The sequence below is a fragment of the Clostridium sp. JS66 genome, from assembly GCF_033561535.1.
Classification (GTDB): domain Bacteria; phylum Bacillota; class Clostridia; order Clostridiales; family Clostridiaceae; genus Clostridium_AM; species Clostridium_AM carboxidivorans.
The window spans coordinates 1043378-1060947 of the sequence record NZ_CP131467.1; the positions used below are offsets into that span (position 1 = coordinate 1043378).

A 17570-nucleotide genomic window follows, 5' to 3' on the forward strand; every position below is an offset into this window, starting at 1 on the left:
TTTGATTGTAGAATATAGTTTAATTAAACCATTAGTAGAATTTTTTATTACATAATAGATATTTAAATTCATTGCAATCAAAGTATACTTGTTTTCTAAAATTAATAACTTCAATTTTGAATTATTCTTTGTTCATTGCCTTAAATATCTTTAAATATAGTTAGACTGAGTTGAACAACTTAACTATAGAATTTGCAGAAATTATTTTGTAGACTTATTTTAAAATATTTCTAATACGCTAACCTGTAGGGAATAGAAAATAAGTTTTAAGTAAAAATTGAAAAATATTTGACAACTAACTTTCTTATAGGTAATCGTTCGGTTTAGTAAAATCAGGAGGAAATTTATGGATAGAGTTGAAAGCATTAAGGATATATTGGACAAAAGAGAATTAGCTATTGCAGAAGATGACAGACGAGCAGTTAGTAAAGCAAATAAAGCATTAAATAGTACAATTAAATCCAATATTACCAAAGCACAAGAGGCTCTTGGAGAAGATAATGAATATAAAGAATACTTTCTTAATAATAGCGAACATATAAAGGAATTATTAGCAGTTAACAAGGAGGTTAACACCACAGAGGAAGCTATCAATCTAATTCATCAAGTGGATTTTAGATATATTTTCGGATTAGATGTATTAATAGAAAAACCATTTGCTTGTGAATTTATCAATAATGAACTCAGGGTTTCTTTAGCATTTACCACAGAGGAAAAAGCTAATGTAGAGGTAGAGAAAGAAATGGAGAAGTATCATGGTAAAGAAACAAGCATATTAGGATATGAGAGATTTGGTATGTATGTTAAGGAACTTATAGTAAGGGGAGAACCAACAGAAGCATGGATAACCTACAGCCTTACAAGGAAGAAATATCTATATGTGGTTGGCAGTAAAAATAAGGACAATCAGCATAGTATTATTTCTTTTGATATATTTGATCTATACGAAATTTTTATGAAATGTGATATTAATAAGGCAATACAAGGACTATGCGAATTGTTAGGAATAAGGATTAAGGAATTTGAGGAGGTTAGAGATAGGTATGAGAGATGTAAAAGCTTTGTTAGGAATAATTTAACTAAAGATAAATTTCCAATACTATTTGAACTTATAGGTGAGCATATTCATAAATTGGAAACAATATTAGAAGAAGGAATAGATAAATTATACTATCACGTGGAAAGTAAAGAAGGCATGGTATTTTCAGCGTCAATGCAATATCTTGCCGATATTATGGGAAAAGGTAAAAGTACAATAAATCCGATAGTTAATATCTTTGCTCTACTGGGATTATTGCGAAAGCCAGATGTTAGAAGTGGTATATATGGGAAAGGGAGCAATAATGATATAACGTATTATTACATTCCAGAATATAATAATGAGCTATTTCAAAAAGCTGAACAATTAGCAATGATACTACTTTATAATGGTGAGCGTATTACTGCAAGTTCTTTTTCGTATAAGAATTGTATAGAAAAATTTGGACAAGAAATTGCAAACTCAATATTTAAGGATAAAGTCACAAAGGCAAGAGCAAGTTAATGTTTCTTGCTTTTTTTGTTGCAAAGAACCTCGAACAGTATAGAGCAGTTTATCTGTATAAAAGTTATTGACGATGTGAGAAAATTAACTTGTAACTAAAGAAAAAGGAGAATTTACAAACAGATGAAGAAAGTTAATAAAGATAAGGAATTTGGAATTAAGGAAAAGCTTATAACAGAATTTAACATAAGTAAAGAAGTAGCTGAAAAATTGGTTGTGGATTATGGTGCAGATATAGTAGATATTATTACAGATAAGCCTTATATATTAAGTCGTTATTTAATGCCTTTAGAAGACGTAAAACAGATAATTGAAAAATGTAGTGCAGATAAGAATGAAGATTACAAAAATAGGAATATAGTTGCGGCCGCAATAATTTATATTATAGAGTCTATGGTTAAATTTGAAGGGCAGGTATTTTGCTATAAAAGTGAATTGGAAGATAAGATTAAGGATTTGGATGAAGTAGTGGATAAGACAAAATTAGGAGAGGCATTAGAGCTGTTAGAAAATGATAATAAGATTATAAGGGATAAAAATAAAGAGAGAAGAGAATGTATTTATCTTAGTGAGTTATACAAGGAAGAAGTGGAACTTGCTAAATTAATAACTCATTTTGCAGAAGCAAATAAAAATTACTGTTGTGATATAACAAAGATTGCTGAATTTATGGAAAGTTATAAACCAGAATGTAATGAGTTAAATAAAGCACAAAACGAAGCTCTCAGAATGGCTCTTATTAGTAGGATAAGTATTATCACAGGGGTAGCAGGAAGTGGTAAAACGACAGCTATTAAGGCTGTTGTAGAAGGCTTCAAATACTTAAATCAAGGAAATGTTCAATTGGTTTCATTTACAGGCAGAGCTGTGGAAAGAATGACTTCTGTTACAGGGATTCAAGGATCAACAATACATAGGTTATTAGGAATAGGAATAGATGGTACAAATAATGTGAGCAGTGTTAATGCAGATGTATTAATTGTTGATGAAGCAGGTATGATAGGAATAGAACTTTTTAAAATGCTATTAGATAGCGTAAAGGATAATAAGAATATAAAGATTGTGATTGTAGGAGATGAATTCCAACTACAATCAATTGCTCCTGGAAGTGTACTAAAAGACTTAATAAAAAGTGGATTAGTACCTGTAGTTTGTTTAAAAGAGATTGTTAGGCAAGAAGAGAAAAGCATAATCGTTTCTAATGCTCGCAAAATAATTGAAGGGAATATAATAGATGGAAAAAAATCAGGAGTAAGAATAAAAAAAAATGAGTTTGAATTTATTGAAATTGATGGTGAGAGCATTAAAGAAAAAGTATTAGGAGTAATAGATAAGTTACTAAAAAGTGGTACAAGTATCTATAATATTCAAGTGATGTCCCCACTTAGAAAAGGCATTAATGGGATTGAAGAATTAAATAGAGAAATTGCTGACAGGTTTAATTATATTCCAGAAAGAGATATTTATAAATTTGCAGTAGTTGACCCTATTATGGTAGGAAACAATAATTATGCAAAGCAAATATACAATGGGCAACGAGGATTAATTACAAGGGTTAATAATGACATTATAAATGGAACAGAGCTTATTACAGCAGACTTTTTTGGAAGAGAAGTAATCTTTAATAAAAATGAAATTGAAGGAATAGAACTTTCATATGCTTCAACTTTTCATAAAATGCAGGGAAGCGAAATTCCAGTAGCTATTTTGGTAGTGGATAAGGCACATGAAATGATGTTAAATAGAGAGCTGTTGTATGTTGGAATAACACGTGGAGTTAAACGGGTAATATTAATAGGAAGTAAGGAAGCTTTTAATAAATGTGTAAAAAGGGTAATCAGAGAAAGAAATTCATTGTTAGCAGAGAGATTAGTAGGTATGAGTAGTTAACATAGATAGAAATTAATAAAGAAATACATAAAACAAAAGAGGAGAAAATAAATGAATACATATGATAAAATCTATTTTGAGGATTTTAGGAAAAAGTATGCTTATGAGAAGGCAGTAAATTTAATTGAAAAGGTAAGTGGAATAATAGGAGTATGTGATACGAAAGAAAAGGCAAATATACTAAAAAATACAACAAAAGTTGCTACAGAAATTGCATTAGCAATTGGTAGTATTCTTTCTGTTGAAAGAAAAGACTTCCATTACAAAGTTGCTATAGGACAAACATATAGTCTGTCGAAGTTACTTGCAGAAACTCAATACGAAGATTTTAAAGGCTGTAATTCAATAATTGAGGAAATCATAAAGTTATTAAGAACATACAGAAAGCAATTAAGAGAAAGGAAAAATATAAAAATGAAAAAAGTTGAAGTTGGAGATAAATTAGATATAAATAAAATACAGGAAATGGTAGATGGATTAAAGGATAGTAGAACATTAAAGGCATACGAAAAAATGATTATCTTCTACACAAGGTTATTTGCTGTATTAGAAAGGTTACCTTTCTATGAGCAGTATTCAGTTTTTTCCCAAACACAGAGAGCGGCCGAGAGTATTATGGCGAATTTGGCGGAGGGTAACGCAAGGCAACCGTATAAATTAGTGGTGGCGAACTTCTATTCGATTGCTCTTGCCTCAGCAGTTGAGGTACAGGCATGGTTAGATATAATGAAAATTAAGAAATATATTTCCGAAGAAGAACATAGAATTTTAGATTACATGCTTGAAGAAATCAAAAAATTAATTATAGTGTATATTAAGAGAGTTGCAGTGGCATAAAGTAAGCAGGGATTACCCTGCTTTTATTGCTGTTAGTAGTTCATCATTATTAGTATTTATATATTGAAGTTGAAAAGATAACAACAAGAAATTAAGATAAATCAATATTTAGGACGTGATTTTTTTGATTTTTGTAGTATAAATATTAAAAGTACACAACAATAAAAAAACTAATATAAAGTTATCAATACAACAACAACAAAAGTTATATTTTTTAATGAATTATTAAAAAATAAAGTATATAATAAAATAGTATTTAAAAAATATCTAAAAATAATAATAATTTAATAAAACAGATAGCATTTTCCAAATACAAAATATGTTTGGGATTGAGAAAGCAACAATATAAAAACAGTCTAAAAGATATATTCATAAAAATTTTAATTTCCTGTGGTTTATGAAAAATGATTTACATTGACAATATGTAATAAAAATGCTATTATTTTATTGTAAGGGAGAGAGATAGCCATGGAAAATAATAAAATAGAAGACATTGATAATAATGTTAAATTATCTTTTGGTAAGATGGTTCAGCGAGAACGTATAAAGTTGGACAAATCTTTGAAGGATGTAGAAAAAGATCTAACTAAAAAAGAAAAAATAATACAAGATGGAAAAGAAGTAGAGATAGATAAACCACAAATTACAGCGTCATATCTAAACAGAATAGAGAACGAAGGAAGGAATAACCTATCTCTGTATATGGTATATTTGCTTATGAAAGAGTTCAACCTGGATGTCTATGAAGTATTTAAAAGTTTTGGGTATGATGATGTTTTGCCTCAAAACAATAAGTTTGAGAGTATTGAGAGAATGATCAGGATTAATGATTTTGAAGCACCTGTTAGATTAGGAAATAAGGAATATAATAAACCATTAACTTCTATGCAAACTGAAATATTAATTAGTATTATAAGAAATGTTTTTGAATTTGGAACAACCAATGAAGAAAATACCATGTATGTAGTAAAGAAATTGTTAAGTGATTTAGATGATTATAGAAAGAGCAGGCGAAAGTTAGCAGATAGTTTAATTGATGATACAACTAAATAAGTTGTGTCATTTTTTATTATTTATTCATTACATATAGTCAATAAATAAATAAAATTTAAAATACAGTTGACAAATATAAAAAAGTTGAGTATACTAAAAGTGTAGTATAAAATAGTCAATTAAAAACAAGAATGTTGACTAAATAATAACAAGTAGAGGAGATATTAATGAATAATGAAAAAGAATTGTTAGAAAAAAGGAAACTGAAAAGAAATATAATAGAAGAAATTTGTAAAAATGATAAAAGCTTTGTAATTGCAACAGATAAAGAAGAGGCATTAAAACAGTTTCCGATGAATGGGGATTATGGTGATGAATGTAAAATCGAGGAAATGATTATATCAATTAATCGCTTATATCAGTACGAAAAAAATAGGCTAAAGGGATTGTTTACATTAGGAGAAGCTAATTTAATAACAAGTGGACTTGATGGGGTCGTCTATACTCCGTGGAATGAAGATGCAATTACATTTGAACATAGTCCAGATCATTGCTATTTTGTGGATAAAGATAGGCTATTTGAAAAGTTACATAAATTAAATACATTTGAGTGTTTTACTGTCATTAGAATGGCTTTTGAATTCTGGGAAAGAAATAGGATTTTGGGAGGAGAAGAATTGCTCAAAAAAATCTTTGGAATAAAATAATGAGAAAGTAGATTGGGTTAATATTGAAGTATTAACTCAAGCTACCAAATCATAATAAAAACATGTGGAAGTTATTATTTGGTGATGATAACTCCACGTAATATAAAATAAATAATCAAAATAATTATAAGTCAATATGAAGAGAAAGACAAGAAAATTAGAATGGGATTGGAGTGTCGTAAAATGTTAGAAAAAATTTCAAGTGTTAATAAAGTTGATATAAATGGATTTAGATTTATAAAGGAAGATATAACTTTCGATTTTTTAATAGCTAACAAGTTACTAAAAACAGAATTAAGTGATGTGGACGAATATGGATTGGAATTATTTGCGTCATTGCAATTTGTAAACCAAGTAAAAGATAATGACATATCAAATTTAGAAACAATGCTTAAATGTATTGGGGGAGCTTGTGGAATAAAAATATGCCAGGAAGAATATGATATATTCATTGCTGATGAAATATTAGAATCTATTTATTTAGGTAGAGATGATAAAATATATTACCTTACCAATAGTGGGATTATATACTCATATATTCAGGAAACGCATACATTAGACAAAAATGTAAGTTTGAATTAGATTGTACTAATTATAAAGAGCGTAACTATTGTAAATTTGCTATTAAGACAGACTAAGTTATTAAGATTTGTATTTAAATAAAGATAGGAGTGGTTCAAATTATGAAAAAAATTAATGAAATAAATGAAAGAAGAAAATTAAAGGAAGATTTGGCTTGCGAGAAGCTTAAACATATTTCAAGTGTATTAAAGCACAAGTATTCAATAAATAATACATATGAAATTAATAAGAATGAGTATGTTATCTTAATTGCAGAGGAAGATGTTTTTATTCGTCATGCTTATAATCTTACTCGATTAATAGAACTTGATGTCGATATAGAGACACGGATAATAAGAAGGGCCTTTTGTATGTATGTTGCTGAAATAATGAATGGAGTTATTTGATGAAAATTACTAATAAGATAAAATTCAAGAAGTCAATTTTAATGTGGAATAGAATAATGGAATTGCAGAATAGTAGTAGATTTTAAGGAAGAGAAAAATGTGAATTTACTTTGTTGATACGTATGTATCAGCAAAGTGTTTCATGAATAACTTATGACAAATGGAGGAATGTGAGATGACAAAAAATAAAATAAATCCTAATTCACTAACTGATGACGAGATATTGGAAATAATCCGAGATGAATATTTAGAGATAGAACCAACAGGGTGTTGGGACTTTTTCAAGAGAAGGATAAAATCTCCATCATTACCATACTTGAAAAAAAGGTTTGGACTACCTTTTAATAAGATACTAATTAAAGCAGGTATAGCGGAAGAAAATTTAAACTTTGTTCGTAGAAGTAATGAGGAGTATATAGAAATAATTAATAGCTTATGTAGTAAGTTGGGACATACTCCCTCTGCACAAGAATTTATTGATAATGGATATAGTCCTGCGGTATTAAATAGAATATTTGGTTCTTATAACAAGGCAATCAAAGAATGTGGTTTAAAACCAAATAGATACAAGAGTAAAATTACTTTAAGCAAAACAGAGATGTTAAAACTATACAAAAAATTAAGTAGTGAAATAGGCAAACCTGCCTCGGAAAAAGATATAAATTCATTATGTACGTTCAGTTCAGGAGTATTTACTATGAGGTTCAATGGATTTAATAATCTAAGGAAATTAGCAGGATATGAAGAAGCGGTATCAGGAGAGAAGCTTCACTATAGTAAAGAGATAATTACTGAACTTCTAATAAATGAATATTATAAAATGAAAAGACATTTAACAAAAGAAGAATTAAAGAATAATAAAAGTTTACCAAGTCCAACAACAATACTAAATTATTTTAAGACAACAAAATTATTTGATGTTTGGGCGGAAATTGACAGGATAATTGTAAAACGAGAAACATTAAATAAAAATCATATGGTTGAAAGTGGTAATAATAGCAAAGCTGAAATTGTAAAGGCAGGGAAAATAGGCGAAAATAAAGTTTCTCATTATTTAAGTTTCCTAAATTTGAATGAATATATCATATACAACAATATAAATATTAGAGTTAATGGAAGGTCTCAGCAAATTGATCACTTGATTATTGGAAGAAATGGGATATTTCATTTAGAAACAAAAAATTATTCTGGCGATATTTATATAGATAAGAATGAAAATTGGTCTAAGAGCAATAAAAATAAATATGAACTATTGGACAATCCTGTTGGTCAAATTAAAAGACATGAACAGTTATTAAAAGAAGCTTTGGATAATAAATATGAAATAGTAAGTATACTTGTAATGGCGAATAAGAATTGCAAGCTCTTGGGATTACAGAACACCAAATTGAATGTTATTAAAGTTGAAAAGTTATTGGACTTTATTAGTTCATATAAGGAAACTAAGCTTAGTAGCAAAGAATTAATTAAGGTTAAGAGAACATTAGATAAATGTATAGGATTAATAGATTTTCAGGTAGTTTAAATACAATGTTTCCAATACCTTGTAATTGTGAGTATTATCTATGAGATTTTTTCTTTGGACCAAATGGCAATATGTAATAAACGTTAAAGTGGGATTTAATGGAATATTTAACTCTAAAGCTTAGTTGGAAGTTTAAAAAGTTATTAAAGCAAAAGATAAAAATATAATAATTATTACTAATAAGCAAATGAAAAGATGGAGGACGATAGTTATGAAGAAAATATTAGTTGAAAGAGTAGAGGAATTTACAGATAATATAAAAGAATATGAGGTTATTACACAAGAAGAAGCTATAAAAATTATTAGAAATTTCAATTTAGCTGAAACTGTAGTTGATAAATCGCTTTATGATTATGGATATAAAATTGAAATAAATTTGGAAACGGGTGAAATATATGCTTTCATAGATGATGGAAGATATACTCTTGGGGATACTACTACAATCAGAAGTATCTACTATAATAAACCATATTATGATTTTAGTCCAATTAGTGAAACAATCATAAATGAATACCATGAATTTGAAGAATTTAGAAAACAATATCAAGATTGGGTTGATGATATAGAAAGGCAATATGATTATGAATTTGACAGTGAATATTATAGTGACGAATATGAAGCATTTATTGTTGAAGTATTAGGAGAAGATATTGATGAATTTACAAGAAATTATGAAATAGAAATGTTAGAAAATAAAATAGATTATTGGTATGACATCTATGAAGATACTAACAAGTTTTACGATGAAGCTAAAGTAATAGAGGACTTATAAATTAGATTTTAAATAGAATAGTGTAGAGCAGTAGCAACTCTGTAGTATTTAAAGATATTACAGAGTTTTTCCATTTGTATTGATTCTTACAAAAAGTAAGAATAAAATAGAAATTAGGTAAAAGTTTTTAATAAAGAGGTGTGCTGTTTGGAGATAAAATTATTTTATAAAAAACAAAGAGAACTTGCAGGTATTTTAAATCAAATAGTTGATGAATACTGGGATAATAATATTAAGGAAGATGAATTAATACAGCACATACAAACTCTTTTTGTAAATAATCCAAGAAAAATAAAAAAAGGAGAGCAATTTACTACAATAATACAGCAGGTGTGTGGCAAGAGAAGATTAGAAGTTATTAACAGAATATTAGATATGAAAAAATAAATTAATAATATTAAGGATAAGAGATTAGGAGTGGCTTAAATGATAAATTTTCAGGATAAAGTGAGTTTTATATGGAGCATTGCAGAAATATTAAGAGGACCTTTCAAAAAAGAGGATTATGGGAAGGTAGTTCTTCCAATGGCAGTATTAAGGAGGTTTGATTGTGTATTAGAAGAAACTAAAGAAGCAGTTTTAACATCATATGAACAATATAAAAGTCTTCCACAGGAAGCAAGAGATGAAATTCTAAATAGAGTAGCTAAACAAAGCTTTAATAATGTAAGTAAATTTGATTTTAAAAAGTTATTAAGTGATGCTGATAACATAGCAGATAATCTTAGAGATTACATAAATGGTTTTTCTAAGACAGCAAGAGATATAATTGAATATTTTGATTTTGACAAGCAGATTGAAAAGATGGATAGAAATGACCTGCTTTATCTTGTTGTAAAAAATTTTAGTGAATTAGATTTACACCCAGAAGTAGTTTCAAATGTTGAAATGGGGTACATATTTGAAGAATTAATAAGACGCTTTAGCGAGGATGGCGAAGCAGGAGACCACTATACTCCTCGTGAAGTAATTCGTCTTATGGTAAATCTTTTATTTATGGAAGATGACGATATTTTAACTAAACCAGGCATTACACAAACATTATATGATTGTTGTGTTGGTACTGGTGGAATGGATTCTGTTGCACAGGAATATTTAAAAGAATTAAATCCTACTGCTGAATTAGAGTTTTTTGCACAGGAAATAAATGAAGAATCTTATGCTATTTGTAAGGCTGACATATTAATAAAGGGTCAAGAAGCTAAGAATATAACTTTTGGAAATACACTATCAAATGATAATTTTCCTAATGAAAAATTTAATTATATGATAACAAATCCACCTTATGGAGTTGAGTGGAAACCTGCTGAAAATGCAGTTAAGAAGGAATATGAGGAAAAAGGTTTTAATGGTAGGTTTGGAGCAGGACTTCCAAGAATAAGTGATGGTCAGCTATTATTCTTACAACACTTAGTTTCTAAGATGAAGCCTATATCAGAAGATGAAAAAGGTTCAAGAATAGCAATAATAATGAATGGAAGTCCATTATTTACAGGCGATGCAGGTAGCGGTGAAAGCCAAATTAGAAAATATGTTATAGAAAATGACTTGGTAGAGGCTATTGTAGCTATGCCTGAGCAGTTATTCTATAATACAGGTATTTCAACTTACATATGGATATTAACTAATAACAAAAACACACTAAGAAAGGGTAAAATACAGCTCGTTGATGGATCAGGGTTCTATCAAAAAATGAGAAAGAGCCTTGGAAATAAGAGAAATGAGCTTTCATCAGAACATATAAATGAAATTGTTAGAATATATGGTGATTTCAAACCAGGTGAAAACTCAAAAATATTTGACAATGAAGATTTTGGTTATAGAAAGATCGTAGTAGAGAGACCATTAAGATTAAGTTTTAAGGTAGAAGAGGATAGATTAAAGGAATTATATAATCAAACAGCATTTAAAAATCTTGCAGTATCTAAGAAAAAAGGTGAAGCAAAATTATTAGAAATAGAGGCAGGAAAAAAGCTACAAGAACAAATCATTGAAGCTTTAAGAGAGATAGATAATAAGGAATATAAGAACAGAGAAGAATTTAGTAAATTAGTTAAAAAAGTATTTAAGAATAAAGATATATTAATAGGAAAGCCAATCCTAAAAGCTATTTTAACAGCTTTAGGTGAAAAAGATGAAACTGCTGATATATGTGTTGATAGTAAAGGCAATCCAGAACCAGATGCAGATTTAAGAGATACTGAAAATGTTCCATTAAAAGAAGATATATATGAATACTTTGAAAGAGAAGTTAAACCTCATGTACCTGACGCTTGGATAGATGAAAGTAAGACAAAGGTAGGATATGAGATTCCATTTACAAAACATTTTTATAAATATACTCCACTTAGAAGTTCAGAAGATATTATGAAAGAAGTTAAGGAACTTGAAGAGCGTATAATGGAGAAGTTAAAGAAGGTGATGGAATAGTGGTTAAATATAAGAAGTATGAAAAGTATAAAGATAGTGGGATTGAATGTATAGGAGAAATTCCAAATAACTGGCAAATAAAAAAATTAAAATATATGACAAGGTTTATTGGAAGTGGCAAAACGCCAAGAGGTGGAGCAGAAATTTACTCAGATGAAGGTGTAATTTTTATAAGAAGTCAAAATGTTTATGATGATGGATTAAGATTAGATGACGTTGTATATATAAATGAAGATATTAACAATGAAATGAAATCTACAATGGTAAAATCTAATGATGTTCTTTTAAATATAACAGGTGCGTCTATTGGTAGAACAAGTTTAGTCCCAAATGGATTTCCGAAAGCAAATGTTAATCAGCATGTATGTATTATAAGGCCAAATTTAAATAATATTATTCCTTCTATGTTAGCTAAGATAATATCATCAGAATTTATAAAAAATCAAATTTTAATGAACCAAAATGGAAGTTCCAGAGAAGGATTGAATTTTTCTCAAATAGGAAATCTGGATATAATCTTGCCTAAACAACAAGAGGAGCAAGCAAGAATTGCCAAATTTCTTGATAAAAAAATTTCTGAAATAGATTCACTTATAGCATATAAGGAAAAGCTTATAACATCACTTGAAGAAAAAAGACAGGCAATTATAACAGAAGCAGTTACAAAAGGATTAAATTCTAATGTAAGCATGAAAGATTCAGGAGTTGAGTGGATAGGAGAGATACCTGAACAGTGGAATTTATCTAAAATAAAATATCAGACTAATATAAATATAAAGACATTGAGTGAAAATACAGATGAAGATTATGATATTAAATACATTGATATAAGTAGCGTAAATTCAAATGGAGAAATAATTAACATAGAAAACTATACATTTAAAAATTCCCCAAGTAGAGCAAGAAGAATACTAAGTAAAGGAGATACAATAGTATCCACTGTAAGAACATATTTAAAAGCAATTACTTGGTTTGAAGATGTAGAAGAAAATTTAATATGTTCAACTGGGTTTACGGTTTTATCTCCGAAAAATACAATATATCCCAAGTATCTATTTTATTTAATGAGATCAACAAGATATATTGATGAAATAGTAAGAAGATCTACGGGAGTGAGTTATCCTGCAATTACATCAAGTGAAATTGGTAAAATTGAATGTTTGTTACCTAATATGAAAGAACAGATTAAAATAGTAAAATATATTGATGAACAAATTGGAGAAATTAGTGATTTAGTTGAAAGCACTGTACTACAGATAGAAAAATTAAAAGAATATCGTCAATCTCTCATATCGGAAGCAGTTACAGGTAAGATTGATGTAAGAGATTATTATAAGGAGGCTTAGTATGGCTATTCCAACCTATGAGGAAGTCATGCTTCCTCTTTTAAAATATATTTCTGATGGGAAATTATATAATAATAAGCAATGTGAAGAAGCATTAGCAAAAGAATTTAACTTATCAGATGAAGAGATAAACCAAAAACTTCAAAGTGGTAAAAAAATATTTTATGATAGATTAAATTGGGCAAAGACTTATCTTAAAAATGCAGGGTTAATTGAATTTCCTAAAAGGGGTCGGTTTAACATAACTGAAAGGGGTATAAGTTTATTAAAAGAAAATATAAGCAGTTTAGATTCTAAATATTTAGAGAGATATGAAGAGTTTAATGAATATTTAGGTAGAAGTAGAAAGACAAATGTAGTAAGCGAAATTGAAGAAAGAGGAGTGCCAAATAAAGAAGAAAAAACTCCTTTTGAAAGTATTGACGAATCTTTTAAGAAAATTAAATCTTCATTAGCAGATGAATTATTAGAAAAGTTAAAGAAAGTAGACTTCTTTAGATTTGAAGATATTGTCTTGGATTTACTTATTAAGATGGGCTATGGTGGTTCAAGAGCAGAAGCCAAGAAAGCAACTAAAAAAACAGGCGATGAAGGTATAGATGGAATTATAAATGAAGATAGATTAGGGCTTGATAGGGTATATATTCAGGCTAAAAGATGGAAGGATACAGTTGTTGGAAGACCAGAAATTCAAAAGTTTTCAGGTGCTTTAGATACACCAGGAGCTAATAAAGGAATTTTTATAACAACATCTACATTTTCAAATGACGCTGTTGAGTATGTAAACAGGTTATCTAATAAGAAAATAATCTTGATTGATGGTCAACAATTAGCTGAATATATGATTGATTTTAATGTTGGAGTATCTGTTGAAACTGTTTATGAGATTAAGAAGATTGACAGTGATTATTTTATAGAGGAATAGATTTAAGGGGATGGGGAGTATGACTGACTTAGAAAGAAAATTTCACAATGCTATGATTGAGGTTTATAGGAAAGCAGACAAGGAATGTGGATATAGAGCTACAAGATTTCTTCAAATGTTAGGAGAAAAAGGTGGAGTAAAAACAGCTAAAAAATTAATATCTAAAGATGGCGGAACAGAAGGATTTTTGAAACTTTGGCAGTTTGGAAGACTTGATTTGTCAATAGAATCATTGGTTCAACAAGATGAATTTAGAGAACTTTTTACAGATGAAGAGTTAGAAATGTGTAAAGAAAGATTAGAGAAGTACAGAAATGAAATTAAGTAAGGTGGGATATTTGTGGGGATAGATGATACAGAAAAGGGGTTTGAAACAAATATTGAAGAACATTTTATTGAATCAGGTTATGTAAAGAGAAAAATAGAAGGAAAAGCCTCAGAAGATTTTAAGAAATATGCAATAGATGTTGAAATATTATTTCAATTTTTAGAAGATAGTCAAAGTAAAGCTATAGAAAAATTAAAAAAAGTTTACAAGGACAATTATAAAGAAAAGATATTAGAAAGAATAACAAAGGAAATTAGTAGTAGGGGAATTATTGATTGTATAAGGCATGGTGTAAAAGATAGAGGCGAAACTTTGAAGTTGATTTATAGTAAACCTGTAAGTGATTTGAATTATACACTTTTAGATTTATACAGCAAAAATATATTTACTATTAGTAGGCAGGTGTATTACAGTTCAAAGAATACTAATAGTATTGATATGTTGATAATGATAAATGGATTGCCCATATCAGTTTTAGAGTTAAAAAACCCATTAACTGGACAAACCGTTGATGACGCTAAAGAACAATTTAAAAATGATAGAGACCCAAAGGAACTACTATTTGAATTTAAGAAAAGAACTATTGTGTATTTTGCAGTTGATCCAGATGAAGTATATATGACTACAAGATTAAGTGGACAAAGCACATTTTTCTTACCTTTTAATAAAGGTGATAATGGAGGTAAGGGAAATCCTTCTAATGAGAATAACTATAAAACATCTTATTTATGGGAACAAATACTTCAAAAGGATAGTTTAATAGATATTTTATTTAGGTTTGTGTTTATAAAAGTAGATGAAATTAAAGATAGTACAGGTGAGATTGTAGACAAGAGGGAAACAGTAATTTTTCCACGTTTTCATCAATTAGATGTAGTGCGTAAATTAGAATTTCATGCAAAAAATAATGGAGCAGGTAGTAGTTATTTAATTCAGCATTCAGCAGGCAGTGGAAAGACAAATAGTATATCTTGGTTAGCACATAGATTAGCAAAACTGCATGATGATGAAAATAATGCTGTATTTGATAGTGTAATAGTAATAACAGATAGAAGAGTATTAGATAAGCAGTTACAAGATTCTATTTATCAGTTAGAACATAAAGCAGGAATGGTAGAGAAAATTGATAAAGATTCAACTCAATTAGCAAATGCACTAATTGGAGGAACAAGAATTATAATTACAACGTTACAAAAGTTTCCATTTATATTGGAAAAGGTAAGCACTCTTAGTAAGGGAAAGTATGCAATAATTATAGACGAAGCTCATAGCTCACAAACAGGAAAATCTGCAAGAGCTGTAAAAGAAGCTTTATCAGCAAAAACATTAGAAGAAGCTATGGAAGCTGATAAATTAGAAGAAAATTTGGATGATACAGAGGAAAAAATACTTGAAACAATAACCAAGAGTGGAAAACAGGAAAATATATCCTACTTTGCGTTTACTGCTACACCTAAACCCAAGACACTTGAAATGTTTGGTAACTTGGGTAATGATGGAAAACCACATGCTTTTCATGTATATAGCATGAGACAAGCAATTGAAGAAGGATTTATTTTAGATGTTTTAAAGAATTATACTACATATACAACTTTCTATAAAATATCTAAACAAATTGAGGATGATCCAGAAGTAGCAAGTAAGAAAGCGTCAAAAGCTATTGGTAGATTTGTTTCTTTACATCCTCATAATATAGCTCAAAAGACTGAAATAATAATTGAACATTTTAGACAGGTAACAAGACATAAAATAGGTGGTAGAGCTAAAGCTATGGTAGTTACAAGTAGCAGACTACATGCAGTTAGATATAAGCAATCCTTTGATAAATATATTTCTGAAAAAGGATACGATGATTTAAAGGCTTTAGTAGCATTTTCGGGAACAGTAGAAGATAATGGAGTTTCACATACTGAACCAGACATGAACGGATTTGGAGAAAAGGAATTACCAGAAAAGTTTCACACAGATGAATATAAGATATTACTCGTAGCAGAGAAATATCAAACTGGATTTGATGAACCATTGCTACATACTATGTATGTAGATAAGCCTTTGGATGGTATAAAAGCTGTTCAAACATTATCAAGACTTAATAGGACTTGTAGAGGTAAGAATGATACTTTTGTATTAGATTTTATTAATGAGGCAGATGTAATTCAAGCGGCCTTTCAACCATATTTTGAAGTTACAGGGCTTGAAAGTGTAACTGATCCTAATATTTTATATGATTTACAAAGAGAAATAAACGCTTGCCAAGTATATACAGATGAAGAAATCAACGAGGTCAATAAGTTAGAATTTAGTAGTAAGAAAAAATCTACTAAATTGCAGGAGAAGCTTAATGCTATTCTTGATAAAGCTGTAGATAGATTTAAGAAAGAATTGTCAGATGAAACGAAGGAAGAATTTAAGGGAGCTTCTGTAAAATATATAAGAACATATTCTTTTATTCTTCAAATAGGTCCGTTTGCAGATATTGAATTGCATAAACTATATGTATATTTAAATTATCTATTAAAGAAACTGCCTAAAGTTGGAACAGAAGGTTTCCAATTAGCTGATGATGTAGCATTAGAATACTATAGAAATGAAAAAACCTTTGATGGAAGTATTTCACTAATCCAAGAAGGTGAGGTAGAATTAAAACCAACAGCCTTTGGTAAATCAGTAAAAAAAGAAGAAGCAAAAGAAAAACTTTCATCTATTATTGAAAGATTAAATGATAAATTTGGTACTAATTTTACTGAGACAGATAGACTATCTATAGACCAAATTAAAGAAGATATAATTAATAATGATGACTTGGCTCAAAAGGCTAAAAGTAATACAATGGAGAACTTTAAGTTTAGCTATGATAAAGCATTTTTGGATATTGTAATTAATAGAATGGGACAAAATAAGGAATTTTTTATGAAGATATTAGAGAATGGTGGTTTTAGGAATTCTATAATGCAACATCTTATGGAAGAAGTTTATACTACTTTCAGAAAAAATGTATAAAGTGATAAGGAATAAGGAGAATTTATTAAGATAAAACATTAAATTATTCAGAGAATTATGTTAGATTATTTGTATTTGATGGACAAAAATATTAATACCCATTCGTATATAGGGAAAATAATTAATAGTTTAATTATAGTGATTTTATGTTAGAAGGGGTTTAATATGAAGTTTTTGGTGGTTTTATCTATTCTATTGGTATTTAAATTTGTTAAGTATCAAAATAACAAGAAACTAAAGGTAATTTTAATAATAGTTTTATTACTGCTATATCTAAAAGTTAGATAGTGTCACAAAAATTTAACT

At 28.6% G+C, this 17570-nt stretch carries 15 protein-coding genes; all 15 read left to right on the forward strand.

Going from position 1 to position 17570, the window contains the following annotated elements; translation table 11 throughout:
• Window positions 1-346: 346 nt before the first annotated feature.
• Window positions 347-1543 (forward strand): hypothetical protein, encoded by a 1197-nt coding sequence (locus Q6H37_RS04865; RefSeq protein WP_318739587.1) that lies wholly within the window; start codon window positions 347-349, stop codon window positions 1541-1543.
• 123 nt (window positions 1544-1666) lie between these two features.
• Window positions 1667-3433, forward strand: coding sequence for an ATP-dependent RecD-like DNA helicase (locus Q6H37_RS04870; protein WP_318739589.1), 1767 nt, complete (start codon window positions 1667-1669; stop codon window positions 3431-3433).
• 51 nt (window positions 3434-3484) lie between these two features.
• The gene (locus Q6H37_RS04875) at window positions 3485-4270 is read left to right on the forward strand and encodes a four helix bundle protein (protein WP_318739591.1); all 786 of its coding nucleotides are present in this window, start codon (window positions 3485-3487) and stop codon (window positions 4268-4270) included.
• 468 nt (window positions 4271-4738) lie between these two features.
• The gene (locus tag Q6H37_RS04880) at window positions 4739-5323 is read left to right on the forward strand and encodes a hypothetical protein (protein ID WP_318739593.1); all 585 of its coding nucleotides are present in this window, start codon (window positions 4739-4741) and stop codon (window positions 5321-5323) included.
• A gap of 167 nt (window positions 5324-5490) precedes the next feature.
• Window positions 5491-5970, forward strand: coding sequence for a hypothetical protein (locus tag Q6H37_RS04885; protein WP_318739595.1), 480 nt, complete (start codon window positions 5491-5493; stop codon window positions 5968-5970).
• Between the two features lie 183 nt (window positions 5971-6153).
• Window positions 6154-6552, forward strand: coding sequence for a hypothetical protein (locus Q6H37_RS04890; protein ID WP_318739598.1), 399 nt, complete (start codon window positions 6154-6156; stop codon window positions 6550-6552).
• A 101-nt stretch (window positions 6553-6653) separates the two neighbouring features.
• The gene (locus Q6H37_RS04895; protein WP_318739600.1) at window positions 6654-6938 is read left to right on the forward strand and encodes a hypothetical protein; all 285 of its coding nucleotides are present in this window, start codon (window positions 6654-6656) and stop codon (window positions 6936-6938) included.
• A gap of 175 nt (window positions 6939-7113) precedes the next feature.
• Entirely contained in the window at window positions 7114-8463 is a 1350-nt protein-coding gene (locus Q6H37_RS04900) for an NERD domain-containing protein (RefSeq protein ID WP_318739602.1), read from the forward strand.
• Window positions 8464-8674: 211 nt separating this feature from the next.
• Window positions 8675-9235 (forward strand): hypothetical protein, encoded by a 561-nt coding sequence (locus Q6H37_RS04905; protein ID WP_318739605.1) that lies wholly within the window; start codon window positions 8675-8677, stop codon window positions 9233-9235.
• Between the two features lie 147 nt (window positions 9236-9382).
• Window positions 9383-9622, forward strand: coding sequence for a TIGR04540 family protein (locus Q6H37_RS04910; RefSeq protein ID WP_318739606.1), 240 nt, complete (start codon window positions 9383-9385; stop codon window positions 9620-9622).
• A gap of 39 nt (window positions 9623-9661) precedes the next feature.
• Window positions 9662-11665: a class I SAM-dependent DNA methyltransferase gene (locus Q6H37_RS04915; RefSeq protein WP_318739608.1), complete on the forward strand. Its 2004-nt coding sequence runs from the start codon at window positions 9662-9664 to the stop codon at window positions 11663-11665.
• A complete protein-coding gene (locus Q6H37_RS04920; RefSeq protein WP_318739610.1) occupies window positions 11665-13011 on the forward strand; it encodes a restriction endonuclease subunit S in 1347 nt (448 codons plus the stop codon). The genes Q6H37_RS04915 and Q6H37_RS04920 overlap by 1 nt, the downstream gene beginning before the upstream one ends.
• Window position 13012: 1 nt before the next feature.
• Window positions 13013-13936 carry a restriction endonuclease gene (locus tag Q6H37_RS04925; protein ID WP_318739612.1) on the forward strand — a complete coding sequence of 308 codons (924 nt, stop codon included), beginning with the start codon at window positions 13013-13015 and terminating at the stop codon, window positions 13934-13936.
• Between the two features lie 19 nt (window positions 13937-13955).
• Window positions 13956-14264 carry a hypothetical protein gene (locus Q6H37_RS04930; protein ID WP_318739614.1) on the forward strand — a complete coding sequence of 103 codons (309 nt, stop codon included), beginning with the start codon at window positions 13956-13958 and terminating at the stop codon, window positions 14262-14264.
• Window positions 14265-14276: 12 nt separating this feature from the next.
• On the forward strand, window positions 14277-17264 hold the full coding sequence (locus Q6H37_RS04935) for a type I restriction endonuclease subunit R (protein ID WP_318739616.1): 2988 nt from the start codon (window positions 14277-14279) through the stop codon (window positions 17262-17264).
• Window positions 17265-17570 lie beyond the last annotated feature (306 nt).